The sequence below is a fragment of the Candidatus Latescibacter sp. genome (assembly GCA_030692375.1).
GTDB lineage: Bacteria > Latescibacterota > Latescibacteria > Latescibacterales > Latescibacteraceae > JAUYCD01.
This window is the reverse complement of sequence record JAUYCD010000033.1, coordinates 1-25708: the sequence shown is the minus strand read 5'-3', so window position 1 is coordinate 25708 and position 25708 is coordinate 1. Positions and strand designations below refer to the sequence as shown.

At 50.7% G+C, this 25708-nt stretch carries 18 protein-coding genes; 4 read left to right on the top strand and 14 right to left on the bottom strand.

Annotated elements, in window-relative coordinates:
- The 3 genes from Q8O92_02145 to Q8O92_02135 form a co-directional block, all read left to right on the top strand.
- A partial coding sequence (locus Q8O92_02145; GenBank protein MDP2982114.1) for a glucosidase occupies positions 1 to 422 on the top strand: 422 nt, incomplete at its 5' end.
- 29 nt (positions 423 to 451) lie between these two features.
- Complete coding sequence (locus Q8O92_02140; protein MDP2982113.1) at positions 452 to 1663, top strand: dicarboxylate/amino acid:cation symporter; 1212 nt, start codon at positions 452 to 454, stop codon at positions 1661 to 1663.
- 462 nt (positions 1664 to 2125) lie between these two features.
- Entirely contained in the window at positions 2126 to 2800 is a 675-nt protein-coding gene (locus tag Q8O92_02135; GenBank protein ID MDP2982112.1) for an RluA family pseudouridine synthase, read from the top strand.
- Position 2801: 1 nt separating this feature from the next.
- Here Q8O92_02135 and Q8O92_02130 read toward each other — a convergent pair whose 3' ends face one another.
- The 8 genes from Q8O92_02130 to Q8O92_02095 form a co-directional block, all read right to left on the bottom strand.
- Positions 2802 to 3584 (bottom strand): hypothetical protein, encoded by a 783-nt coding sequence (locus Q8O92_02130; protein ID MDP2982111.1) that lies wholly within the window; start codon positions 3582 to 3584, stop codon positions 2802 to 2804.
- A 355-nt stretch (positions 3585 to 3939) separates the two neighbouring features.
- The gene (locus tag Q8O92_02125) at positions 3940 to 11496 is read right to left on the bottom strand and encodes an invasin domain 3-containing protein (protein ID MDP2982110.1); all 7557 of its coding nucleotides are present in this window, start codon (positions 11494 to 11496) and stop codon (positions 3940 to 3942) included.
- A gap of 47 nt (positions 11497 to 11543) precedes the next feature.
- The gene (locus tag Q8O92_02120) at positions 11544 to 12809 is read right to left on the bottom strand and encodes a secretin N-terminal domain-containing protein (protein MDP2982109.1); all 1266 of its coding nucleotides are present in this window, start codon (positions 12807 to 12809) and stop codon (positions 11544 to 11546) included.
- On the bottom strand, positions 12796 to 13842 hold the full coding sequence (locus tag Q8O92_02115; GenBank protein MDP2982108.1) for a hypothetical protein: 1047 nt from the start codon (positions 13840 to 13842) through the stop codon (positions 12796 to 12798). The genes Q8O92_02120 and Q8O92_02115 overlap by 14 nt, the downstream gene beginning before the upstream one ends.
- Entirely contained in the window at positions 13839 to 14477 is a 639-nt protein-coding gene (pilO, locus tag Q8O92_02110) for a type 4a pilus biogenesis protein PilO (protein ID MDP2982107.1), read from the bottom strand. The genes Q8O92_02115 and pilO overlap by 4 nt, the downstream gene beginning before the upstream one ends.
- Positions 14478 to 14507: 30 nt before the next feature.
- Positions 14508 to 15098, bottom strand: a complete 591-nt coding sequence (locus Q8O92_02105; protein MDP2982106.1) for a PilN domain-containing protein — start codon at positions 15096 to 15098, stop codon at positions 14508 to 14510.
- A gap of 25 nt (positions 15099 to 15123) precedes the next feature.
- The gene (pilM, locus tag Q8O92_02100) at positions 15124 to 16173 is read right to left on the bottom strand and encodes a type IV pilus assembly protein PilM (GenBank protein MDP2982105.1); all 1050 of its coding nucleotides are present in this window, start codon (positions 16171 to 16173) and stop codon (positions 15124 to 15126) included.
- Between the two features lie 651 nt (positions 16174 to 16824).
- Complete coding sequence (locus Q8O92_02095) at positions 16825 to 17883, bottom strand: type IV pilus twitching motility protein PilT (GenBank protein ID MDP2982104.1); 1059 nt, start codon at positions 17881 to 17883, stop codon at positions 16825 to 16827.
- Between the two features lie 348 nt (positions 17884 to 18231).
- Here Q8O92_02095 and Q8O92_02090 point away from each other — a divergent pair, with 348 nt between their 5' ends.
- Positions 18232 to 19392, top strand: a complete 1161-nt coding sequence (locus Q8O92_02090) for an aminotransferase class V-fold PLP-dependent enzyme (protein MDP2982103.1) — start codon at positions 18232 to 18234, stop codon at positions 19390 to 19392.
- A gap of 112 nt (positions 19393 to 19504) precedes the next feature.
- Here the strand turns inward: Q8O92_02090 and Q8O92_02085 are convergent, their stop codons facing one another.
- From Q8O92_02085 to gatC, 6 genes are all read right to left on the bottom strand, one after another.
- The gene (locus Q8O92_02085) at positions 19505 to 20164 is read right to left on the bottom strand and encodes a hypothetical protein (GenBank protein MDP2982102.1); all 660 of its coding nucleotides are present in this window, start codon (positions 20162 to 20164) and stop codon (positions 19505 to 19507) included.
- A 331-nt stretch (positions 20165 to 20495) separates the two neighbouring features.
- Positions 20496 to 21149 (bottom strand): hypothetical protein, encoded by a 654-nt coding sequence (locus Q8O92_02080; protein MDP2982101.1) that lies wholly within the window; start codon positions 21147 to 21149, stop codon positions 20496 to 20498.
- 173 nt (positions 21150 to 21322) lie between these two features.
- Entirely contained in the window at positions 21323 to 22531 is a 1209-nt protein-coding gene (locus Q8O92_02075; GenBank protein ID MDP2982100.1) for a 2,3-bisphosphoglycerate-independent phosphoglycerate mutase, read from the bottom strand.
- Positions 22532 to 22992: 461 nt separating this feature from the next.
- Complete coding sequence (ispH, locus tag Q8O92_02070; protein MDP2982099.1) at positions 22993 to 24702, bottom strand: 4-hydroxy-3-methylbut-2-enyl diphosphate reductase; 1710 nt, start codon at positions 24700 to 24702, stop codon at positions 22993 to 22995.
- Complete coding sequence (locus Q8O92_02065) at positions 24699 to 25082, bottom strand: RidA family protein (protein ID MDP2982098.1); 384 nt, start codon at positions 25080 to 25082, stop codon at positions 24699 to 24701. Before Q8O92_02065 ends, ispH begins: the two co-directional genes overlap by 4 nt.
- A 21-nt stretch (positions 25083 to 25103) precedes the next feature.
- Complete coding sequence (gatC, locus tag Q8O92_02060) at positions 25104 to 25391, bottom strand: Asp-tRNA(Asn)/Glu-tRNA(Gln) amidotransferase subunit GatC (GenBank protein MDP2982097.1); 288 nt, start codon at positions 25389 to 25391, stop codon at positions 25104 to 25106.
- Positions 25392 to 25708: the final 317 nt, after the last annotated feature.

The following is a 25708-nucleotide window of genomic DNA, read 5'->3' as shown; positions in this document are numbered from 1 at the left end:
CACTGAGTGTATCATACCAGCCGGGCGAATCCGATACCGGCCTCTTCGGCGGAAACTCGAACTGGCGCGGGCCGATATGGTTCCCTATTAATTTCCTCATAATCGAATCTCTCCAGAAATTCCACCACTACTACGGCAGCGATTTTAAGATTGAATGCCCGACCGGTTCGGGGAACTTTATCACCATAAACGAGGTCGCGAACGAGTTATCACTGCGCCTTACCAGGCTGTTTCTCCGTAACGAATCCGGCAGGCGCCCATCCTTCGGCGATACCGAAAAGTTTCAGAAAGATCCGGAGTTCCGGGACAATATCCTTTTTTATGAGTGTTTTCATGGCGATACCGGCCGCGGTGTGGGGGCGTCGCATCAAACCGGCTGGACCGGATTGATCGCGAAACTCCTCCAGCCCCGTCAACCGTAAAAAATTTACCCCCTAACACGCGGAGAAACATGAAGCTCTGGAAGAAAATCCTCATCGGCCTTGTTTTGGGAATGGCAGCCGGAATCATCTTCGGCCCCCGGACAGAAAGCATCAAATTTGTGGGCGATGCATTCATCAGCGCCCTCAAAATGCTCATCGGTCCCCTGGTGTTCGCCTCTCTTGTCACAGGAGTCACCAGCATGAACGACCCGAAAAAACTGGGGCGGGTCGGCATTAAAACCCTGTTCTATTACCTGGCGACCACAGCGGTTGCGGTCATCATCGGGCTGATTCTCGGCGTGTTCTTCCAGCCGGGCGCGGGGGTAAGGCTTGAACACAGCGGCCCCCTGAAAGCGACAGCCGCGCCTAGCATGATCGACACACTCGTTTCGCTCATTCCCAGTAATCCTGTGAACGCATTTGCCACCGACAATATCCTTCAGGTCATCGTTTTCGCCCTTCTCCTTGGGCTTGCCATCAATTTCACCGGAGAGAAAGGGAAACCTGTCGCCGCCTTTATCGATTCATTTGCCGAGGTGATGTTCAAACTGACCATGATGGTAATGGAACTTGCCCCGTTCGGCGTTTTCGCCCTCATCGCCTGGGTATCCGGAAAATTCGGCCTGGCCGTTCTTCTTCCTCTCATGAAAGTGATCCTGGTGGTGTATGCCGGATGCCTGCTCCATTACGTTATCACATACGGTGGTCTTTTGGCCCTCGTGGCGCGGGTGAACCCTCTGAATTTCGCCAGGGGAATGATCGACGCGCAACTGGTGGCGTTTTCCACTGCCAGCAGTTCGGGGACCCTTCCGGTGAATATGCAGGTCACCCAAAAGAATCTGGGAGTATCCGAGAGCATCTCCAGCTTCGTCCTGCCTCTGGGGGCAACCATCAACATGGACGGCACCGCCATCTACCAGGGAGTCGCCGCGCTTTTCATCGCCCAGGTTTACGGTATCGAGCTGACAATGTCTCATTACGCTACAATCGTCATGTCAGCCACCCTCGCTTCCATCGGAACCGCCGGGGTGCCTGGCGCAGGCATGATCATGCTCTCCCTGGTGCTCAGTTCGGTTGGTCTGCCGCTGGAAGGCATCGCGCTCATCGCCGGAGTCGACCGTATACTCGATATGGGAAGGACCACGCTCAACATCACCGGAGACGCCATGGTCTCGGTGCTCATAGCCAAAAGCGAAAAGGAGCTGAACCTGGACATCTATAATTCCAGAACGAAGATATAAAAAGGATTGTAAAAAAAATAGTCTAAATGCCTGTTATTTTCTTTTCCGCCGAAACTCACCCCCTGACCCCCTCTCTAATAGAGGGGGAACAAGAAGGCTCGCAACGAGTTATCTCCTCTCTATTATAGAGAGGAGACCAAGAGGTGAGTTTAGAAAAAGTGGTGATTTTATTCAATAAAATGTTTTTCACATGGCTTATAAGATGATTCGGCAAAAAGTAAATTTTACTTTATTTTCTGGCGTTTCTTTACCTCACCCCCTGTCCCCCTCTCCTAGTCAGGAGAGGGGGTAACTCATTATACGCCTTGTTCTTGCCCTCTCCTAATTAGGAGAGGGTGGCCGAAGGCCGGGTGAGGTTTTTAGAGCGAAGGCAGCAACAAGATACTTTTTGCCGAACCATCTTATTATTATACCAATTTGCAACTGGGTGAAGTCAATTCAATATAACCCCCGGAGAGAACGTTGTCAAACTCCCATGCCGATGAACCGCTCGCCGTGCTCTATGAAGACAACCATCTGCTGGTGGTTGACAAGTCGGCGGGCGTGCTCACCCAGTCCGACAAAAGCGGTGAGGACAGCCTCCTGGAGATGTGCCGAAGATATGTCCGCAAGCGGTATAATAAACAGGGAAATGTATTCATCGGGATGGTGCACCGGCTGGACCGTCCGGTAAGCGGAGCGATCGTGTTCGCCCGAACCACCAAAGCGGCGTCGCGGCTCTCCGCACAAATCCGCATTGGCGGGATGGAAAAAACCTATCGCGCAGTGGTGGAAGGTCGTTTAGAAGGGGAAGGCGTCCTGGAGGACTACCTCGTGCGTGAAGGAGATAAAACCCTGAAAGCCGCAGCGTCCGCACCCGAAGCGCAGAGGGCGATTCTCCGCTATCGTTCAATTTCCGCCACACCAAAAAAAACTCTGGTGGAGATTGACCTTATAACCGGCCGTAAGCACCAGATTCGCGCCCAGTTCAGCCATATCGGCCATCCGGTTCTTGGGGACCGTAAGTACGGTTCCGGAATCGATCTGGGAAAAGACAGAATTGCGCTCATGAGCTTCTCGCTCACCTTCAAACATCCCACCCTTGAGGAGATTTTGTCTTTCACCGCCCGTGTACCGGATTGGTGGCCCTGGCCGTGAGTTATTTCTCCAGCCCCTGGCTGATCGCAATGGTGAATTCCGCAGAGTTCATGCCACGGATTCCGGCCTGGGCGGATATACGGTATTCCAGCGGGAGAACGAAATCAATCCCTACAAAGCCGATGATAGGATTTCTGATCTCGAAAGAATCCCTTTTCGTACGGCCGCTGGTGGTTACAGTCCCCGTTTTCTGTTTAACGGAGTCATCCAGCCACCACTTGACATCCGAAAGACCCAGCCCGAAATTCAGCTCCACATACTCCATTCGTTTGGCAACCCCGATTCCGGTATACAATTCAAGCCACTTGATATCTCGATCGGTTGTAGTCTGTGTCTGCGCCGTGTCATTCCATTTCTCTATGGTTCCGCTGTTTTTGAAAAATAATCCCCCGCCCTGCCAGTAAACCTGTGTCCTGGAATTCACATAGTTCAAAATACGAATACGGGCGCCGGCGCCAAAACCGGCCTGCATTTTCGAGTCGAAATTCTTGGTAACAGTGGTATCGAGCTCTTTGTAATCGAGGATCAGGCGCGCCCCTCCAGCTTTGAGATAGATATCAAACCAGTCGGTCAACCCGGTGGTCACCTTGAGGAGCGCCCTTTCCGATGTAACCGGGAGGTTCTTGGTATCCAGATCATATTCGTTCATGACTCCAGAATATTCCGCCCCGACAACCAGATTCTTCCCGCCGATATTTGTTGACGGATCGGTGAAGAGCTCCGCGTTGATTACCGCGGGGATGCATAGATAAAGCATGAAAGAACCGATCAAAATACTCTTCATCTGATTTCCCCTTTATTTCCCGAGATGACCTTTAGCGGTACTATAATATAAGTTCAGTAAAGATGACGGGTATGTCGTTAAGTCAGCAACATACAGTAAATGAGAGAAATTGTGATCCTGTATCTTTAAATATCCCCCCTGCCTTATTAAGGGGGGAATTTAGAGAGAGGGTTCTGTCAAATTCTAATAAATGTTAACACAGTAAAAGTAACAATTTCCTTTTCCCCCCTTGATAAGGGGGGCAGGGGGGATTAATCTTTCGGATGATCACCTTAGCTTACTTAACGACATACCCGTCATGCCGAACTCGTTTCGGCATCTATCATCAATATAAACAATTCCTTCTTTCTTATTGCTATATCAGGCTCATGAATATCGGCACGGATTTTATTATATATTCGCCGTACGGGCCCTTCAATTTCACCGTGATCACTGTATTCCCGGCCATGTCCTTCGTAGGATCCAGACTGTTCTTCAGAGTCACCGAATACACCGTTGTGCCGGGAGAGTTCGTTGTGATCTTGGCAGGAGAGAGCTCACCCAGCAGTGAAGTGATATCGATGGTGGAACCCCCGACCACCGGATTGCCGTTTATATCCTTAATCATTATGGTGATGTTCGTCGACTGCCCGTTCAGGAGAGTGGTAACTCCCGGTGTTACGGTAAATCCGGTATTTACATCAACATGTTTCGAGAAAACGATCGGCACATAATTCCATGCGGTGACCTGACGACCTTGCTGGTCAACTCCCTGGGTATAGGCAGTTATCGTGGCAATGCCGTTATTCTGGGTGCCGTCGCCGTCATAATCGAACATGGGAATGGCGAAAATTGCCGGGCCGCCAAGTGCGGCATTGGGATTCTCCACCGATGCTGAATTTGCCACAGTTGGGAATGGATTCCCGGCGAACAGAGTGACAGTGGCCATCCCCTGGGCGTCGGTGAAACCGGTGCGGGTGGTTATCACACCGCCGGTAGTTGTGAAGTAGACCGCAGTACCTTCGGTAACCGGGTTATTGTAGCGGTCGCCGACGAGCACCGAGATGGTGGTCGTACTGTTGACAGTATTCAGTTCACCCGCAAATATATTGAGAGGCGCGCCTGCAACCGTTATATGCGAGTTCGTGAACGGATCGTTCAGGTTGCTCGTATCCAGGAACGCCGGCCCGGAAAACACCTGGAACTGGGTGGTTTCACTGGAGACAACCGGAGTCACCACCACTCCTGTTGAATCAACCACCGTGGCTTTGACTCGGATGGTCCCGGCGCGGGTTCCGGAGTGGAACGAAACAGTCGCGATACCGTTCACTGTCGGCACCGGCCTGCTCATGAACGCGGTGGTTCCGCCCGGTGTGATGGTAACGCCCGTATCATATGCGCCGACCAGCTCAAATTTAATCATATTTCCGTCACGGACGGGATTATTCTTGTTGTCCTTGACATCCGCCTTGATTTGCAGAGTTTCGTTACGGCCGGATTTCTGCACGCCTACTGTTGTCGGAGTAAAACTGAGTTGTATAGACTGCGGCTTGCCCGGCACCACGATGACATTGGTATAACCCTTGATGGTTCCGACGCTGGCGCTTATCGTGGCAGTTCCCACCACACCGGAGGTGAACTGAGCCACCGCCCGGCCTGATTGGTCGGAGCGGACAAATTTGGATACTTCACCGATATCTGTGCTGAAAACCACCGTGGTGGGCACATCGATGGGATCACCGTTAAATTTACGAAGCTGCGCGGTGATAATGGCCGAAGTGATGCCGTCGGCCTCGATTGTCGAATTTGAAACCGTCATCACGATATCGGAGACCTGGTTGATGTTGACTCCCGCCTCCTCAAAAATAACCTTGGCTATATCCTTGATCGAGCCGGACAGAGCGGTTACATTCACATCTTTCTGAGTTTTATCGCTGGTCAGTCTCGTTATGGCGACTCCGTTCGTGGTGGTCACCACCGCCGATTCCAGAGTCCCGCCGTCCGTGGAGAACGATACCACGGTGCCGTCCTTCACAAAGGCGCCGGTATAATCCTTAAGGGTCGCCTTGATCTCACAGGTCGTTTTGCCGTCCGCGGTAATGTTGCTCGGGGTAGCCGTTGCGGTGATATACGAGACGGTTTCCTTGAAAATGACCTTGACCGTTTCGTTCATCTGCCCTGACTTCACAGTGACGACCACTTCGCCGGGAGTGGTGGAACTGGTAAGAATTGCGGTTGCCGTCCCGCCGAGCGCGGTAGACACCTTGGTATTGAGCGAACCGCCCGTTGTGGAGAACGTAATCACGGTTCCGTCGGGCACGGGATTGCCGTCTTCGTTCTTGAGTACCGCGCGGATTTCCGTCGTGGACTTGCCGTCTGCAAGCAGGGTGGGAGAAATGGCGGTAACATTGATGAAGGAAACCAGCTCCTGGATCTTGATCGTCACCATACCCTTGGATTTACCGGATTCAACCGTGATGGAGAAATCACCCGCCTTCGTTCCGCTGGTCAACGTCAATGTGGCGACCCCGTTCTTGGTGGTCACCGAAAGCGGGTTGATAGTCGCTCCCTCCAGCCCGCTCGAAGTGAATGACAACAGGGTGCCGTCCGGGCAAGGCCTGCCGGTGTCATCCTTGAGGGTTATCGTTATCACGCTAGTGGATTTGCCGTCCGCCGGAATGATACTAGGCTGTGCGGTGAGAGTCGGATAGTAAATGACTTCCTCGAATTTTACGAACGAGCTTCCCCGGGCGTTTCCTGAAATTGCGGAAACGGACACATCCTTCGCTAATCTGTCGCTTGTCAGCTTCACTGTGGCAATCCCGTTCTTGGTCAAGGCAACCACGGTGGGGAGCAATCCGCCGTCTGAGGTGAACGATACAGTCGTTCCGTCGGGAACCAGTTCACCGATGCTGTTGAACAGGGTGGCGATTATGTCGCAACTGGAAATGCCATCCGCCTTGATACTCCTCGGCGTGGTAGTAACCGTAAGGTACGAGACGATCTCTTCGAACCTAATCGTGGTAACATCTTTGGAGGCGCCGGACTGTGCAGTAACAGACACATACTTAGGAGCTTTATCGCTGGTCAGGGTAGTGATCGCCATACCATCCTTGGTGACAGCGACGATGGGATTAAGAGTTCCTCCATCGGTAATGAACGAAATCGTGGTCCCGTCCGGGACAAATTTGGAAGATCCCGTGTTGTCGAAAAGAGTGGCGCGTATCTCGCATGTGGACTTCCCGTCCGCCACGATGCTCTTCGGTGAAGCGGTCACCGAGACATAGGATACAGTGAATCCGTAAAGCAGAATTCGTATCTTCCCTTCCTTGCCCCCGGCGGATGCGGTAAGCTCCACTGCTTTTCCGGCGGATGTTGCCGGATAGGTGATCTGGGAGACAGCCACGCTGTTCTGTGTCTTTGCAGGGCTGAGCACAACACCCTCAGGTGGGTCTATCTTGAAATAAACAGTAGTTCCATCCACCACGAAATTTGAATTGATGTCGAGAACCGTGGCCGAAATGGGCAAGGTAAACGTACCGTTGCCATTGTCGATCTTGCCTATCTCAACCAGGGTGGGATAACTCGGTTTGATGGTTTCCGGCGCGCCGGCGATGGTGAGCTTCGCAACATTGGAGCTTACACTTCCGACTTCGGCCAGCACCTGCACAGCTTCAAATGTGCTGGGGACCTGGCCGGAATAGAGATAGGTGGTTGCGATGCCGGAAGGTCCGGTGGTCGCAGAGATGGGCTTAATGAACTCCCCTCCGGCAGGGCCTTTGAGAATCTTGAAACTCACCAGTACATCCGACACCGGGTTCCCGCTGGAATCGGTGACCAGGGCGATGAGCCGTGAGTTTCCTCCTCCCACACTGACGATGTTGGCGTCAAGGGAAAGCTGCACCGAATCCGGCCCGCTGTTAATAAATGTAAATTTCTTTTCAGCAGAAACCCTCTGCCCCTGATACATCGTGGTGGCGAGGACTGTGGCGATCCCGGCGGTGTTGCCGCTTTTCAGGGAAACAACAGCCTCGCCCTGGCTGTTGGTGACCGAGTTTTTATCGATAGTCCCGAGGGTAGTGTAAAATTCCACAGACTGACCGTTGAGCGGCAGTTTGGTTTCGGTATTAAACAGCTTCACCTTGACCGGGAGTGAAACACCGCCGGTTCTGACAGTATCCGGGTTGCTGTCAGCGATGACAAATTGAATTTTGTTGAAGTTGATCGAGGTGGAATCCGACGCTCCCGCTGCGCTTACCAGAACAAGGTATCGTCCCGCCACACTTTCGGAGAAATCGATGTTTGCACGGCCCTGGACGTCGGTGGTTGATGTCTTTGAAACTCTCTTCACCCCGTTGAGATACCAGTCGAACAAAACCGGCTCTCCCACAATGGGAACCTCCGCCGCATCCTTGACGAAAGCAGTCACCGTGGTTTTTTCATTCTCGCCGGCGAACAGGTTTTCCGGGGTCGCCGACACATTCAACTTCACTCCGGTGAAATTGACCGGGATGACTTTTGTCCAATCCTTGAATTTGGCGGTGACCATCGCTGTTCCGTTACGGCGCTCGCTCACCAGTGTGGCTTCCGCACGGCCGTTGACATCGGTGGTGTCCATTGCTGTGATGGTGCCCAGTATGGTGGTGAACTGGATGCGTTCGCCGATAATGGGATTATTCCTGTCATCACGCAGGAGTGCAGTAATCGTGGAGGTACTGATGCCGTTGGCAGGTATCTGGCTTGGGCTGGCAAAAACTTCTATACCCTGAGCTTTCACCGCATAAACGGTTATATGGGTGGTTTCCACAAGGGTGGCGCCAAAGCTGACCATAATATCGGCAGTGCCGGCTTTGAACCCGGCAGTATAGATCGTTTTCGCAACACCGCTCGCATCTGTCGTTGATTTTCCTGCGATATAACCATCTGAAGCCCCGAACAGCACATCCTGGCTGCTTATGGGAATCTGTGTGGTGGTTTCCTTGATCAGCACACTGATGGTCGCTTTGCTCTGGCCGTCCGCCGGAAGGATATCCGGTTCCGTGGCAGCGCTGATCGAAATACCTTTGAGCTGCACCTGTATTTTGACCGTATCGGGATACCCTTCCGCCCATACCTTTATCAGGGTAGTGGTATCGTTACGGAGCGCCGCACCGGTATACACAACTTTTGCCTTGCCGGGAGCGGAATCCTTTTCCGAAGGGTCTCCGGTGATAGCCGAGGGATCGATCTTGCCGATGTTCGCGCTGCAGTATACGGTCTGGTTGGATAGCGGCTCACCCGTGACGCCGGTGAGGAATACGGTCATCGGGACCACATCTATACCGTCGGCCAGTATCTGCGTCTTGCCCGCAGAGACCTGCAGTTTGCCTATGGCGCCGGCTTTTCCGGGCAGACGGAGCTTGCCGGTCTGGGAAATTCCTCCGGAAGAAGCGGTGACCTCCACTTCCTTTCCCGCATCGGAAGGCGAATAGATAAGCATGGTGGAGGCCACACCGCCGAGGGTAGGCACCTGCCCTTCAATCACACCCACATTCCCACGGAGGGAGAAATTGACTATCGTGTTATCCACCACCTTATTGCGGTTGACATCGGACACGATTGCGGTGACACCGACCCCCAATGTCCCGTCATTATTGGAAACAAAGGAGGAGCTGAATCCGACGACGACCGAATAAGGCTCGCCTGCAATGGTCATCTTCACAACATTCGAGGTTTTCTTTTCCACCTGCGCCTGAATCTCGACGCCGTCAATCTCGGTTCCACGGCTGCCGGAGCGGAAGGTAACCGATGCCTGCCCACGGTCGTCGGTCACCGCGGTCGCCGGAGTGATTTCTTCACCGCCGCCCGGGCCTTTCAAAATGGTGAATGTTACTGTGGAGCCGGCTTTCGTGTTGCCAGTGACATCATACACGGTAGCCCGGATATCCACTGTACCGCCGCCAAGCCGTACCGACATCTTATCGGCTTTGATCACTACTGAATCGGCTCCTGCGGCAATGAATGGGATTGTCATAGTGGAGCTGATGGGCGGAGTTTTCAAAAAGGCGGTAACGGTTGAGGTTCCGGCTGATTTTGAGCTGGTAAGCTCCGCAACCGCACGGCCGTCGGGTGTCCGCTCTTTCGGAGCGATGGTACCGAGAGTCGTTGAAAAATTGACATCAGCGAGATTTATGGGAGTCACCTTGCCGTTTTTGTCGAACAGGGTGGCGGTAACCAGAACCTTCGTCCCTCCGGCCAGGATTTGAGGCTGGGCGGAGGTGATAGAGAATGTATAATCGGTGAAAATCACGGTAACAGTTTCGCTGATTCCCAGGGCGGAGACAGTGACCACTGCATCTCCGGGATCGCGCGATTTCAGGTAAGCGGTAATTTTTCCTGTGGTTGAAGTAGAATCTACAATAGAGACACCGATGGTTTTCCCGTCTTCGGAAATGAGAGTACCCTTAGCGGTGGAAAGATTCACCAGACTGCCTACAACCGGGGAGCCCGAAGCATCGGTCATGCTGATACTGAGAGTGGAGCGATCTGAATTGTTTGCTACCAGGATCATCGGAGTGGCCTGGACTTTTACATCGGCTCCGGTAAACTGCACGTAGGTAACTTTCTCGATGGTTTTATATTTCGCATGAACCTCGGCTCTGCCATTCTGACGGGGGCTTTTCAGGCTGACTGAAGCATTTCCCCAGAGGTCGGTCACAGCGGAAGGCAGAATTGTTCCGAGAGTGGTGGAAAAATATACTTTCTCACCCTGGATGGGGTTCCCATCGGCGTCGGTGATCTGAGCCTTGATATTAGCCACATCCGTTCCGTTGGCCGAAAGCGAAGAGGGACTGCTCATCAGGTCCATATAGAGCTGCTTGGTCAGGGATATTTCCGTGGTATAGGTGAGCACCGGAGCATAAGCGGCGGTAAGAACAGCCGTTCCCGATACATTGGAACCGAAGAAAATCACCTTGGCGTTTCCGGTGTTGTCGGTGTCCGCCTCTTTTGCGCGCAGGATACCAAGACTGGAAGTGAAGGTGAGATGGGCTTTCGGCACCGGGGCGCCGGAGGTGGTTTCTTTTACCGTCACATTCACCAGGGTGGAATCTGCGTTATTGGCAAACACCGTTGTTTTACCGACCGTACCGGATACCGTGATACCTTTGAAAACCACCGTGGCAATGCCGAGTATGTTGGAGATGACCACGGGTTTGGCACTATTGTCATCCTGTTTTACCTTCACCTCTGCCGGTTTTGCGGTCAGAATGGCCGGCTTCCCTATTCCTTCGGTCGAGGCGGTTACCACTGCAGAAATATCGGTGATAGAGGCGGTGCTCCGGAGAAGCGCCTCCGCCTTCCCCTTGTCATCGGTATAAGATTGGGAAGTAATAGTTCCGGCGGTTGAGGCAAATTTGACCAGGGCGCCCGGAGAAGGCTGACCGAGAGAATCGATTACGGTGGCAGTGATTTTTGATTGGGTTAAGCCATCGGCAAGTATTTCCGAAGGGCTGGAAAAGACCAGTCCGGCCCCGGGGGTCACGGAAATAAAGAGCGTGTTTGAAAAGTTTTCAATCGAGGCAGTGACACCCATGCTTCCGGTTTTTGAGCCGCCGTAAACCGTGGCCCGGGCATACCCGTTGGCGTCGGTGACATCATTCTGTATCTGAATCGATCCGAGATTGGTCGGACTGGTCGAGAATTGAACCCGGACGCCGCTGACTGTTTTCGTGGTATCGGTTCCGGCATATACTTGAACCAAAACACGGGTTGAACCGCCATTGGCAGGTATAGATATGCTGTCCGCAGAGATTCGAAGTCTGTTTTTCACTGAAATGGTGGTCTGGCCGGGGCCGGTCGTCTGGTCGCAGGAGAATGCGACGATCATGGCCGCAAGGGAAAAAACAATCAGCCAGCCTGCTTTCGCATATTCATTGCCACTTTTCTCTCTCATGATCTGCTCCGGCGGAAAAACAGTTTTCCCCGCGCCGTGCTTCCGAATCATTGTTCGGAAGGCGAAACCTGGGTGCTCATCGGCGCTTCGATACGGGGGGTGATGAAAATAATCAGATCGGTCTTTTTTGTTTCCCTCTTGGTATATTTGAACAACTGCCCGAGAAGCGGAATATCCTGCAAAATGGGAATTCCCTGATCCTGTTTCGATTCCTGCATCTGGCGCATCCCGCCGATAACTGCCGTTTCACCGTTGGAAGTGATCATCTTGACTTTGGCCTGCTCCTCGGTGATTTTTAGTCCGACGCCCACTCCCTCGGCGGTCCTCCGGACAGCCTCCACATCGAGCAGAATACGGTCGTCGGTCAGCACATGCGGGGTGACCCGGAGTGCAGTGGACGCATCGAAAAGCTGAACGATAGTGTTGCGCGCCTGGTCATAGGTGACGTAAGGCACCTGGCTTCCGGAGCTGATAGTGGCCGGTTCGTTGTCCTGTGTGGTGATATGGGGCCGCGAAACCACCTCCGCCTTGTTTTTGTTTATGAGAGAAGCCAGGTTGGCGTTGAGTATTGCATTGGAAACCGTTCCCGAAGCGGAAATGTTGAGCAGATTGCCTGTCGTGCTAACGGTCTTCTGGCTGATAGAGTTATTTTTATTTGTCGCCGACCAGTTGATGCCCAGCTCGCTCAGAGAATTTGAATCCACGGTGACCATCTTGACTTCGATGGATATCTGTTTTGTCTCGGTATCCAATTCCTTGATAATGTTCTGGATTACCGTAAAACTGGAATCAGACACAGTGAACACCAGGGAATTGGTCCGGCGGTCCACCGAGGGCTGATCCTGTTTTCCCAGAAGGGGATCAAGGGTGCTTTTTATATCTGCCGCATTGGAGTTACGGATTCTTATCACCTGGACTTTCAGGGGTTCCTCACGCTTCAGCACCTTCTGTTTTTCCAAGAGGAGTTTCTGCTGGTTTTCAAAGTCCGTTCTCGTGAGGACTTTGATGAATCCACGGTCCTCATAGGCCACCAGATCGTTCATTTTCATGACCGCAACCAGCGCCTCCGGCCAAGTTACATCCCGAAGGTAAATGGTGCATTCGCCGATCACCGCCTTGTCGAGGATGATGTTGCGGTTCCCGATTTCGGACAGGGTCTTCATGATCTGCCGGATGTCCGCTTTCTCGAAATCCAGACTCGAGATTTTTATACGGGAAATATCGCGAGTAGTCTCACATCGTCCCGAATCATACGAGGAAAGGATTGGGACGGTGAGTAATAAGAATACCATCAGCAGGTTATTTTTTTTCATTGTCCTTACCCCGGTCACTTAAATCCGTTATCCTGAAGGAAAGTATATTGCGGGAGCTTGCAATCTTCCCGGATGTGTATCTCACTATGATTTTCCAAAAAAGCGTTCTCTCGTAAGGAAGAGGCGACTTTTCATCCAGAAGGCAGGAAGATGTTTTCAGTCCTTCCTTAACCAAAAGAGCGGTAGTAAAATCTTTGTCCCCGCCGATGATCAATGTATAAAGAGAATCATCGGGGGATTTTGTCCACTTGAAAAGATGCGGCAGACCTATCGAAGCATTGTCAGGGGGATCGAACAGGGTGTTTATTCCTTTCGAGACTGTCTCATCCGGCTTATTTGCTTCTGCTCCGAACCAGACTTCTTCCACTGTCTTAGTATTCAGAGAAGGAATAACTACGTTCTCAATGGTAACGGCCCTCGATGAGGTCGAACCGGTTTCGTAGGATACGTTTATGCCCGGTTTCCTGACAACAATATCTTCCTCTCCTTTGGAAATAACGGTGGATTTGGCTGTTTCCATCCGCATGATGATGGTCATTGGACGGCCATATTTAACTAGGTGAAAATAGACAACATCGTCAGTGATCTGCGTCACATTTCCGCCGAGAACTTTATCCCCTTCCCGCAAAACGTGGCCGAATTTGTCGCCATCTATTACCAGGGCATAGCGGGAACTGTCAGTATTGACAATACCCAGTAAGGTGGACTTTTCATAGTTGAAAAGCCCCTTGATCTTCCGGTCCTCCTTCACCTGCTCCGGGACCAGTGAACCGAACGGGTCGCGCTTCCCATCGGCATTATAGATATAGCTCGGCCGTGAATACTTGAGCGGATTAAGAGAATCGGCTTTCTCAGCCGCCGGAGCCGGGGCCGAAGCTTTCGCACCGGAGGACGGGGATTTCTGAACTGTCCCGTTTTCCGGACTTAGGGCAGTTTTTTCCGCCTCTCCTTTTGCCGGAGCCTTCGAAGGCTGCGCTGCAAGCGCCGCAGTCAGGAAAAAGGCTATAAAGAAGACGATTGCCTGATTTCTCATGGCTTCTTGTCCTTGGCGCCTGCTTCACTTTCACCGAGAGTCTTGAATATGTACGAAGTGACCGTACATTCAATGGTGAGAGAGCGCGGCTGGTCCTCCAGCCCTTCATTCGTCGCGGTCTTGTCTTTTGCCGCGGGATTGGTGGTGATCTTCATATCCGAAAAACTCAATATCCGCGGCAATGCCATCATTTCGCTCATGAATGCAGCAAACTGGTGGAAGCCTGCCTCGATGGTGATCGTATACTTGTTGGCCTGGTAGGGTTTACCCCCTCCCTCCACTGTTTCATCGGCCTTGAATCCCACCACATACACTTTCGTATTGTTCTCGACCTGGGAAAATTGGTCCAGAAGGGCAGCCATATTCTCATGACTGGGCAGGATCATCTCCAGCTCTTTCATCTTGGTTTGAAGAGATTCCCTTTCCACCAGCAATTTCACTTTCGTCTGCAGGCTCCGCTGCATATCGTTGAGGCTTTGCTGCAGGGTGACCTTCTCTGCTTTCTTGCTTTTCAGTTCCTGGCTCTTTACCTTGATAACAAAGTTGAAAAAGGCGTACATCACCACAACGGCGATCATCACAGTCGCCAACAAGCGCTGATTTTTCGGATCCTTGATGTCAAAATCTATGGCCATGCCAGTTTAACTCCGGTAAAAAACCGGTCACTATTTCTTCCCCGGAGCGGGGGCCGCCGGCTTGTTGGTCAAAAGCTCCACGTTCAAAATAAATTGAAAGGCGTCCTGAGTCTCCAGAGGAGAGGGCGTGATCGATTCAAGCGCCACGCTTTTGAATTTCTTGTAGTTCTCCAGTCCTTCCAAAAACCGGGATATGTCTTTTTTCACGTAGGACATTCCCTCTATGGTAAACACAATCCGGCCGCTCAGAACATTCTCGCTGATATTCGATAGCCACAGGTTTTCCGGAACGATGCTGTTGATATGCTTAAGCATATCGAAGCGGACATCGCTGTCGCCGGTAAGCTCTTTTATGATTGCCACACGCTCGGTAATCTTTTTCTTGAGAACATCGACCTCATTTTTGAGCTCGACTGTGTCCCTGATCATGGCCTGCTGGTTCTGAAGATTGGAGAGCTGCTTCACTTCCCCGGCGAGGGCGCGGTTAATGTGAACATAATACCCTGCCAGTCCGGCCGCCGCCAGAACGATGAGGAAGATCAGGACCACCTTGTAATCAAAGGCGATCAAAGTCTTTCTCGGCCTGAACTCCTGTGGAAGCAGATTGATCTTTATGTACATGCTTCTCTCCGCACAATACACAAGGCTAATTGTTACGGGTTGCCAAACCCATTGCCACAGAGAGAATAGCGCCGATCCTTTTGAGATCGACATTCTCCATTGTTTTCTCGTTATATCGTATGTTTACAAATGGGTCCATGACCATGACTTCGGCGCCGGTGCGCATCTCCAGTACATTGATCAATCCCGGCACCCAGGCATATCCACCGGAGAGCAGGACCACATCGAGTTTCTCCATGACATCGGAAGATTGGAGATAAGAGAGCGCCACATCCACCGCATTGGCCAATTCCTTGCTCGAGCTGTTCAAAGCGTGGGTTACAGCTTCCAGATCCAAGTCTTGAGTGATTTTCCCCTGAACGATGCCATAGCACTTTTCGCTGGTCATGTCGGGAATATTTTTCAGCTCCCGTATGAAATTCATTCCGGCAATGGATATATCCCTGGACGAATGATATGTTCCATTCTGGTAAAAAGCGGCTACAGTATTTTCCGAGCCGATGTTGAGGAGAATACCGGAGTGATATTTCCCCATATCATAATTCAAGTGACATATATTGTTCAGGGCAAAAAGATCGACATCGAAAACAGTGGGTTTGAGCCCGGCCTCCGAGAGAAAATCGATATAGGAAAGGATGATATCGTTCTTGGCTACCACCATGAGCACTTTCATCTTCTTGGCAGCTTCATCACGGCTTAGTATGGCATAATCAAGTTCGACTTCCGCCATGTCAAATGGGGATATCTGCTGCGCTTCCACCATGACTGCCTCGCGCATATCTTTTTCAGACCGGAGGTCCATGGTCAGCACATCGGAAAGAATGGAGGAGTTGGGCAAGGCAATTACCACTTCTTTCATATGGGGATCGCACTTTCTGACCGCTTTCAGGGCAGACTGGGCAAGACTGGAGGGGTTCTTGATCTCTCCGGACTGAATGACTCCCTCCTCGACCGGTTCCAGGGCGTAGTTTTCGAAGTAATACCGCTTGCCCCTCAAAGTCATTTTCGCTGCTTTAATCATGCTGGACCCGATATCCAGGCCTATAGCACTCGTCTCTCTGCGGTAGAGCTGCATGGCTGAAAATCCCTTATAAGCAGTATCGTATCAAAAACCCACAAAAAAATGGGGGCAACTCACCCCCATGAGATTTTGGGAAAAAAATATTGGCAGAACGCAAGATTTTTTATGTAGATAAAACCGCATTTAGCAATAAATCTATCCATCCTGCCACATCCTGTCAAGTAATTTTTTTTCATCCTGGACCGCTCGATGTGTGATAATAAAGGTTTTGAATTGAAGAATAACCAATATATAGATTTGCCTTTCGCCTATCCACAAGCAGTTGTATCATCTGATAAAAATATTTTTAAAATAAATTTAAAAAAATAGGTTCTTCTCCAAAAGAGTTGGTAAATTTTGCAGTGCAAAATGAGATAACTCTTTGAGTGGCAGCCCCCTAAATCCCCCGAAGGGGAACTTTGCATCGTTAGGGATAAAAAAAGTTTTGTTACGTAAATAATCTAAGCAGACCTCAATCTGTCAAGCCTCAGCCGAAGGCTGACTTGCTTGGGCTTGACAGCAACTAACAACATATTTCAATTCAGGGTTGGATTGATATCATTTCCTCAATGCAACCCTTATAAGTAAATTTCTTTACCAACTCTTTTGGAGAAGAACCAAAAAATATAACCCGGATATCACATCACATTTACATTTTTGCTTGTTTTATTTCTGACCCAACTGGGCGCGCATGGCTTTTTTATCCGCTGCATAATCGATACTGTCATTGACCGTGATGAGCTTTTTCTGGCAGAGGTCATAAAGCGCCATATCCAGAGTCTGCATACCTTCGGCTTTAGAAGTCTGCAAAACAGAGTTGATCTGAAAGGTTTTTTCCTCGCGGATCAGGTTTCCGATAGCCGGATTCCCGATCATGATTTCGATGGCGGCGATACGTCCTCCCCCGATCTTTTTCATCAGGGTCTGGGCCATAACCCCTTTCAGGGATTCAGATAGCATGGAACGCACCTGCCCCTGCTGCCCGGAGGGAAATACGTCGATAATACGGTCGATGGTTTTGGCCGCACTCGAGGTATGAAGGGTCCCGAAAACAAGATGCCCTGTCTCGGCGGCGGTAAGAGCAAGCTGAATGGTCTCCAGATCACGCATTTCTCCCACAAGAATAACATCAGGATCCTCACGAAGCGCTGATTTTAATGCCGCCGCGAAGGATTCGGTATGCGCCCCCAGCTCACGCTGGTTTACCAGGCATTTCTTGTTCAGATGTACAAACTCTATTGGATCCTCGACTGTAATGATGTGTTCCTGACGGTTTTGATTTACATAATCTACCAGAGCTGCCAGGGTAGTGGATTTGCCGCTGCCGGTCGGACCGGTGCAGAGAATCAGCCCACGGTGCAGTTTGGCGAAATTGATAATCTGCGGGGGAATTTTCAATTGTTCAACTGAAAGAATTTCTTCCGGTATAATACGGAATACTGCGGCGATTCCGCGCTGCTGCAAAAAGATATTACATCGAAACCTGGCCAGGCCGGAAATCGCATAGGCAAAGTCCAGCTCCATCCTCTCCTCGAACCGCTCCTGCTGATTCTCTGACATGATTTCATAGAGCAGCTTTTTGGTCTCAGCCTGGGGAAGAATGGCGTTGGTAACCGGGGTCAGATCACCGGCTATGCGGATAAGAGGCGGCGCCCCCACACTGATATGCAGGTCCGAGCCTTTCTTTTCTTTTAACAGATAAAAGAGCTTGTCAATCTGAGCCACTAAAACCCTCCTTCTTCCGAATCCGTTGCCGCTTCTCGGGAACGATGAAACCGTTTCACAGCATCTCCTTCCGATTATACTGAAAAAAACAATAAATATCAAGGTATGAATTGTGTTCTCTTTCAATGAAATATTTTTTATTTTACAGAATAATTGAGCATGTTTTGAGAGTTTGGATCCTGAAACGAGTTCAGGATGACAAGTGCCATGCCGAACTTGTTGCCGCTTCGCGGGAACGATGAAACCGTTGCCGCATCTATTTTGAAAAGAAACGCAATAAAATATGTAGTCATGTCAGGAAAGAGAGATCCCCATCACCCTTTAGATCCATAACAAGAGAGGCAGAATATGGCGGAAATTTATATGGATAATGCCGCAGGAACGCGGCTTCTTCCGGAAGTGTTCGATGCAATGCTCCCCTATTTTGGCATGGAATTCGGCAATCCTTCGAGTATTCACCCGAAAGGAGGCACTCCCCGTGAAGCCCTGGATAAAGCCAGGGAGCAGGTAGCCGCCCTCATCGAAGCAGCACCGGCTGAGATATATTTCACTTCGTGCGGTTCCGAATCAAATAATATGGCGCTGAAAGGATGCGTCTGGGCCAACGAGAAAAAAGGCCGGCATATCGTGGTGTCCGCGATCGAGCACCAGTCTGTTCTGAATGCGGCGCGGTCGCTCTCACGTATGGGTTGGGAGGTGACCACGGTCGGTGTGGACAGTAAAGGGTTTGCCGATCCGGATGCGGTGGCCTCCGCGATAAGGAATGATACGGTGCTGGTATCGGTGATGCAGGCTTCCAATGAAATCGGCGTCATCGAGCCGATTCGGGAAATCGCAGCACTGGTGAAAGAAAAGGGGGCATTTTTCCACACCGATGCTATCCAGACCGCCGGAACAATCCCGGTCTCTGTCAAAGATCTAGGGGTGGATATGCTCTCCCTGGCGGCGAATGCATTCTATGGGCCGAAAGGCGCCGGAGCCCTTTACATCCGGAAGGGTGTACGCACCTATTCTCTCATCGATGGCGGTATCCAGGAACGGGGCCGGAGGGCCGGAACGGAAAATGTCCCCGCCATAGCGGGAATGGGCAGGGCGGCGGAGCTTGCCATGCGGCACATGCCTAACAGGATAGCGGCGACAACCCGGCTTCGCGACCGGCTCACTTTCGGACTGGAGGCTTCCATTCCCAAGCTCGTGATAAACGGAGACCGCGCGATGAGGCTTCCCGGGAATGTTCACATCAGCGTGGAAGCTGTCGAGGGCGAATCCATGCTGTTCAGCCTGGCCGCAAAAGGGATACTTGCCGCCTCGGGTTCATCGTGCGCGGACAAGGCGCTAAAAAGTTCTCATGTGCTGAACGCTATCGGGCTCGACCATGCCCTCGCCAATGCATCGGTTCTTTTTACCCTCGGTTTCGAGAACACGGAATCGGAGGTGGAAAATGTGATCGAGGTTCTTCCGCCGCTGGTAGCCAGGCTGCGGTCCATGTCACCCTTGTGGAGCGGATAAAAATCCGGGTATATAAAGCAGGGCATCGGCATCTGGTGAGCGAATAATGATATTAGATCAAAAAGGGACTGATTTTTTCAGTCCCTTCCGGTTTATGACTGTGAAACGATTTTTACTTTTTGGCAGAAGTGTTCTGAACGTATTGGAAAATGGCATTCATAATAATTTCGGTATGATTGGTGTACTTGACATCGTTATCCCAGAACGAATTCTTAGCATAGGAAATTTTAATAACCTGGCCACGGGCCACAAGAGAAAGTACTATCATGACATCCGTTCCGGGTTCCCAGTATCTCTTCTTGAACCAGGTCAAGAGCGCATCGACCTTGTCCTTGTTATCCTCAGAATAGAGAAAACTTTCCGCCTTGTCGACATCAACTTCTCCATTGTCACTAACTGGATATGCTTTGAGATCAAATTTCGCTAGAGGGTCCTGGGCTAGTTTTCCATCCTTGTTCAGTTTTACAGCAAACCGCAGCGCCTCGGTGAAAGCCGCCACCTGGCTTGTTTTATTAAGCTGGTCAACCATGTAATCGTGAATTGCCTGCGACATCTTGCCTTTGACCACCACCTGGTTTTTAAGCCCTTCCTGCATACCGAAAGCGGTTGGAGACAACACCTCATTCATTACATTCTGCCCCGGTGTCCAGGTCAAATTGTCGAAAGCTGTGGTAAATACTGTTTCCAGTGTTATCTTGGTGCCTTCCCATTTTTTCCCTTTTGATCTAGAAACGTTGTCTCCACATCCGTTGATGAATGACAGTACCAGCAACCCCCCCAGGATTAAAACACATCCCTTTTTAAACATTTTCCACCCTTTCTTGGTGTAACAAAAACAATGAAATACTTAAATAAATTCAAAACAGTCCTTATGATTGTTTATACCGCTCCCCGTATAAAACAGGAAAAAAACCGGTTCATCCTTGCATTATTTTCATCGACATTGCAAAAAATAAATAGTTTTTAAGAAAAAAATGCAACAAAAAATTCATATCAGTTTAAAAATTTTTACTTTGGTAATAATGCAATATGTAAAAAATTCAAGCTCCCTGAAAGGGAATCCCCTTACATTCCCTTCAAATAAATTTCCCTGCTGTTCCACATCATTTAATATTCATGGCATAATCGAAAATCACTTTCAAGACATTATCCAGGTTACTGTTGAACATCATATCAAATTCCCAGTTCTTGTTCTGTGCAGTATATATTTTTATGATTTTACCCTTATATATCACCGAGAACTGGATGGTAACGTCTGTATCGGTTTCAAAATACTTCTTTTTGTAAAAATCAATAAGGGTATTCACTCTATCCTTGTTATCCTCGGAGCCCAGATAATCCTCCATCCGGTCGTTGAATACCAGGCCAAGCTTTCCGATCGGATATTTGCTGATATCAAACGTGATATCGGTATCCTGCGCAACTACCCCTTTCTGGATTTCCGAAGCCAGGTAATGGCAAGCAGTGCTGAAAATGAAGCGATCCCCGGCTCTTGACAGTTTGTCGACCGAATAATCATGTAACCCTTGTGAGATCTTACCGGTAAACTGAACCAGGGTATTGCCAAAATTGTCTTTTTCTTTCAGCTCTGTCCAGGCGCCATTATCAAAAGCTTTTGTGAATACTTCACTAAAGGTTATCTTCTCAACTTTACTCCTTTTGTAATTCTTAACCTTGTCCACATTGCTTTCGCAACCGGTTATAAGGAGAATAAAGAGAGAAGCAATAAGGATAAACGCCCTATTTCTACCTGTCATATCCGCTCCTTCTGAGAATAAGGTGAGTACATGGTAATAAACGCCAACTCATAAAAGCCGATGGATGTTTGTAAATATACCCTATACCACATAATCTTTGCGGCGTAATGTATCAAAAAATGAGTCAAAATTCAAGGTATTTTTTTATGCGCTAATATTCAAATTTATATAAATTATGCGCCATATTTTGTTAGTCTTTCCGCTGCGGCAAGAAGCTCGGTCATAAGGTATTTCGCCTCGAACCGGCCCAGTCCTCCGCAGATTGCGGCAGATTCACTGAAAGCGTTCACTTTATCCGGACGGATATGCTTTCCGGCCATGACAACAGGCACCGGGTGCCAGGAATGTGCCTTATAGACCGAAGGAGTCGAATGATCTCCGGTAACAGCGATGACATCCGGATGAAGATCCAGTACGCAGGCAAGAGCCCTGTCAACTTCTTCAATGCAGGCAGCTTTGCGGTCAAAATCGCCGTCCTCTCCCGCCGAGTCCGTGTGTTTGTAATGCAAGAAAAAGTAATCATGATCCGGCCAGGCTTTGTAGAGCGCATCCAGTTCGGTGGTAAAATCGGTGATCCCCTCACGGTAGATATGCATGCCTGCAAACTTAGCCACCCCACGGTACATGGGGTAGAGAGCGATGCAGGCCGGATCGAGCCCGTATATCTCCTGAAATGTGGGTATATCGGGATAGTTGCACCATCCTCGGGTGAGAATGCCGTTGGCAGGATGATCATCTTTCAGCGCCTCGAAAACCTGTTCCAGCCAGCGGTTGGCGATTTCGGCCATCTCCCCGGATTTCCCGCCGTCGGCAGTCTCTGCTTTCAGGGGCGGGACGCCAAGTTTTTGCGGATCGGTATCATGCAGATTTCCTGAGAGACCGGGTTTACGGAATATCACCACCCCGCGGTGCTCTTTGACTGTCTCCACGAAGATTTCCACTCCCGGAATGGAAATCCGCCGCATTTTTTCCACAAGTTTTTTATTGACATCGGTAGAAATACGGCCGGCCCGGCGATCGGTAATCGCGCCGTCCTTGTCCAGAGAGCAGAAATTGAACCGTGAGGCAACATCGGTCCGGCGCAGATCAAAATCGATGCCCGCCGCTTCCAGCGCCCCTCGTCCGATTAAATAGGTGAGCGGATCGTATCCGAAAATACCAAGATGTCCCGGCCCGCTGCCGGGAGTAATCCCTCGTCCCACCGTGTCCATCAGACCGGAAATACCCTGCCTCGCGAGAGCATCGAGATTGGGGGTCCGTGCGGCTTCCAGCTCTGTCATTCCCTGCGGTCCAGAAAGACCGCCGAGACCGTCCATCACGAGGAGGAGAATTTTCGTATCGGCCTTCATTTTTATGCTGGAGAGAAGCTGTATGTGGTTCATGGGATATACCTTTCCAAAACGTAAAAGGGAAATTTTTCTGTGCTCATGGGAAAGATATTACTTATGAATGCTCCGGTCAACAGAAAGAACCCCCCTGGCCATCCCCCATTTTTTATTCGGCGATAGACATGCCATATCACTTATCTTCTCTTTAAACAAAATCCCCCCGCCGCATAAAGCGGCGACCCCCTTATAAAGGGGGTAAAAGCAGCCTGCCAACATGATTCCCCCCTTAATAAGGGGGGATGTCCGAAGGACAGGGGGGATTCGTCCTTCAAGTGGACTTGCATGAACCCAAGAATATTTTCATAAATATATTCTCGTGGAACGATAAGCATCATAAAGAGTTACAAAAAATTAATTCAAATATCTGGGGGATCGCAACCGGTTTATAAGAAATATCAGGGCCTTCCCCTCTATTTTAAGAGAGGGGATTATGCGGCCGCCCTTCCCTCCGGTTCCTAACTCATGAACAGGTAGACCAATATCCCCGTCAGAAAAAAATCGGCATCGAGAATGAGCTGGTGATAGAGCCGGAAAAAGAAGCCCTTCCTGCTCAGCGGCCGTATGGAGAGAATCATATAGACGATGGGGAAAACGAGGACAAGGGACCGAAAGGAGTCACTGAACAGAATGAAGACTGTGATGCAGAGCATAAGAAGCAGGTTGGCAATGTAGAGGATTTGGATGGTATTCTTCCGTCCGATGAGCACTGGAATGGTTTCCATTCCCACCAGTTTGTCCGATTCAATGCCTCCCATGGCCAGGATGGTCGCCCGTGAGAACACCAGGGCGAACACATACGCCGCGGCGGCCAGAGTGATGATCCCCGGAAAAGAGCTGTGGGTGAAGGACGGCAGGATCACCACGGCAAATGTCCAGGCAGTGGCGATCATGATGTCTTTCGAGCCGGGAATGTCGCGCAGACTCTTGATACGGATGTTCCAGTGAATGGGGATGACCCGCACGCTGTAGAGTCCTCCCAAAAGATAGGAGACGAACACGATCGCGAACGTAAGCGGGTCCGAATACCAGGCAATCCCGAGAGAAATCGGAACCGATATTCCTGCAAAAATCAGGTATATCCTCCAGTACTTTCGGAGAAGAGGGTTCAGGGTGCGGTGTTTACGGTCGATTTCCAGATACTTGTTGACCGCATGCAGGGGAAAAAGGTAGAAAAACGCCATGAGGTAAAACCTTGCATAGGGCGGTATTGCCATGAACCGGCACATGGCATAGGTTAACGCCGCCGCTCCGGCGCAGAGGACAAAATTCCCTTCTACCGCAAAAAACGCCAGCCTTTTAAGGAATCCGATCAGTGAGCTTTGCCTTGTAGGGGTGTAATGGGCGATGGCGTCAATCACCTGTTGTATCACCCAGTTGGGAGTGGAAGCCCCCGCGGTAACTCCGACCTCGCTGTACTGTGAAAGAGCTTTCAGGTCCAGCTCCGACACATCCTCGATGAGAAATGTCGGCTGTCCCAGTTCACGGGAGATCTCCGCCAGCCGTTTGGTGTTCGCGCTGTTTTTGCCGCCGACAACCACTGTGGCGTCGGTGATTTCGGCCAGCTTGCGGATGTCGCTTTGCCTTCTCTCGGTGGAAGCGCACACGGTCCGGGCCACATAGCATACCTGGGCGTGACGGGAGATTTCTTCCGCGATCTCCTGGTACCGTGCGCTGTTCAGGGTGGTCTGCGCGACCACGCACGCTTTTTCCAGGGCCGGAAGGCCGCGGGCTTCTTCGATAGTCTCCACAACAGTAACGCCACCTGCGCAGTAACCCATCAGAGAATCGATCTCGGCATGTCCCCGGTCGCCGACGATCACTATTGCATATCCCCGGCTGTGGTATTTCTTGATAATCCTCTGGCTTTTCATCACATTGGGACAGGTGGCGTCCACAACCATCGCCCCGACTTCTCCAAGCTTACTCAGCACCTCCGGGGGGACGCCGTGAGCTCGGATCACCACGGTTTTTCCCCGGAGAGACTTATCAATCTCCCCGGCGATATAAACATGGCGCGACTCGAGCATTTCCAGCGCCTGGGGATTATGGATGAGCGGGCCGAGGGTATAGGTGACCTCTTTCCCGCGTGAGACATCGAGGACACAATCCATAGCCTTGCGCACTCCCATGCAAAAACCGGCACTTTCGGCAATCCTGACTTTCATGGTACCTCAGCGATGCATTCTATCTCGACTCTGACTCCCCTTGGCAGCGCCGCAACCTGTACGGCTGAACGAGCCGGCGGATCCCCTTCGAAAAAGGAACCGTACACCTCATTCATCCTTGTAAAGTCTTTCAAGTCACAGAGGAAAATGGTGGTTTTCACCACCTTCTCCAGGGCGCTTCCCGCGCACTCCAAAACCGCTTTCAGGTTTACCATGACCCGGGTGGTTTCACTTTCAATATCCTGGTCTATGAGCAGACCGGTTTCGGGATCGATGGCAATCTGGCCGGAACAGAACACAAATCCGCCGGACACTATCGCCTGGGAATACGGCCCCACCGGACTGGGGGCTTTATCGGTTCGTACGGTTTTCCTGGGCATGGCGCCTCCTTCCTCAGTTTTTTATTCGATTACCTTCGGTATCACGAAATGCCCCCGTTCTTTCCTGGGAGCATTGGCGAGCGCGGTCTCCTGGCCGAGAGAGGGGCGGACCACATCCTCGCGCATGACATTCTGCACCGGCAGGATATGAGCCAGCGGCTCCACCTGTTCGGTGTCAAGCTCGGAGAGCTTGTCGAAATACCCGAGAATGTCGTTCAATGTGCCTGTCATCGCCTCTTTCTCTTCACCGGTGAAGGAGAGCCGGGCAAGCGCGGCGACTGTATCCACATCTTTCCTGGTTACTGCCATGACGCCTCCTGGTTTAAAGCTTTTTCTCGCATAGATCGCATTGTCGATAAAGAAAGAAAAAGAAATTTTGGACATGATTTACAAGATTTACATGATTTTATATTTTTCTTTAAATTCTAATAATGTTAATCTTGTTAATCCTGTCTGATTTTTCTTTGTTTTTTTCTTTGGGAACTTAGCCCTAATTATTCACAAACTTAAAGATAAGATCCCCCCGCCGCTTGGCGGCGACCCCCTTATCGAAGGGGGTAGAAAAAATGAAAGATAAAAAATGCTTGTGGCGAATTCTCCCCTTAACAAGGGGAGATGCCGACAGG

What these genes read in the sequence shown, in the direction of transcription:
- Q8O92_02140 (MDP2982113.1), top strand. Translation starts at nt 452, where the DNA reads ATGAAGCTCTGGAAGAAAATCCTCATCGGCCTTGTTTTGGGAATGGCA.
- Q8O92_02130 (MDP2982111.1), bottom strand. Translation starts at nt 3,584, where the DNA reads ATGAAGAGTATTTTGATCGGTTCTTTCATGCTTTATCTATGCATCCCC.
- Q8O92_02125 (MDP2982110.1), bottom strand. Translation starts at nt 11,496, where the DNA reads ATGAGAGAGAAAAGTGGCAATGAATATGCGAAAGCAGGCTGGCTGATT.
- Q8O92_02120 (MDP2982109.1), bottom strand. Translation starts at nt 12,809, where the DNA reads ATGAAAAAAAATAACCTGCTGATGGTATTCTTATTACTCACCGTCCCA.
- Q8O92_02115 (MDP2982108.1), bottom strand. Translation starts at nt 13,842, where the DNA reads ATGAGAAATCAGGCAATCGTCTTCTTTATAGCCTTTTTCCTGACTGCG.
- pilO (MDP2982107.1), bottom strand. Translation starts at nt 14,477, where the DNA reads ATGGCCATAGATTTTGACATCAAGGATCCGAAAAATCAGCGCTTGTTG.
- Q8O92_02105 (MDP2982106.1), bottom strand. Translation starts at nt 15,098, where the DNA reads ATGTACATAAAGATCAATCTGCTTCCACAGGAGTTCAGGCCGAGAAAG.
- pilM (MDP2982105.1), bottom strand. Translation starts at nt 16,173, where the DNA reads ATGCAGCTCTACCGCAGAGAGACGAGTGCTATAGGCCTGGATATCGGG.
- Q8O92_02090 (MDP2982103.1), top strand. Translation starts at nt 18,232, where the DNA reads ATGGCGGAAATTTATATGGATAATGCCGCAGGAACGCGGCTTCTTCCG.
- Q8O92_02080 (MDP2982101.1), bottom strand. Translation starts at nt 21,149, where the DNA reads ATGACAGGTAGAAATAGGGCGTTTATCCTTATTGCTTCTCTCTTTATT.
- Q8O92_02075 (MDP2982100.1), bottom strand. Translation starts at nt 22,531, where the DNA reads ATGAACCACATACAGCTTCTCTCCAGCATAAAAATGAAGGCCGATACG.
- ispH (MDP2982099.1), bottom strand. Translation starts at nt 24,702, where the DNA reads ATGAAAGTCAGGATTGCCGAAAGTGCCGGTTTTTGCATGGGAGTGCGC.
- Q8O92_02065 (MDP2982098.1), bottom strand. Translation starts at nt 25,082, where the DNA reads ATGCCCAGGAAAACCGTACGAACCGATAAAGCCCCCAGTCCGGTGGGG.
- gatC (MDP2982097.1), bottom strand. Translation starts at nt 25,391, where the DNA reads ATGGCAGTAACCAGGAAAGATGTGGATACAGTCGCCGCGCTTGCCCGG.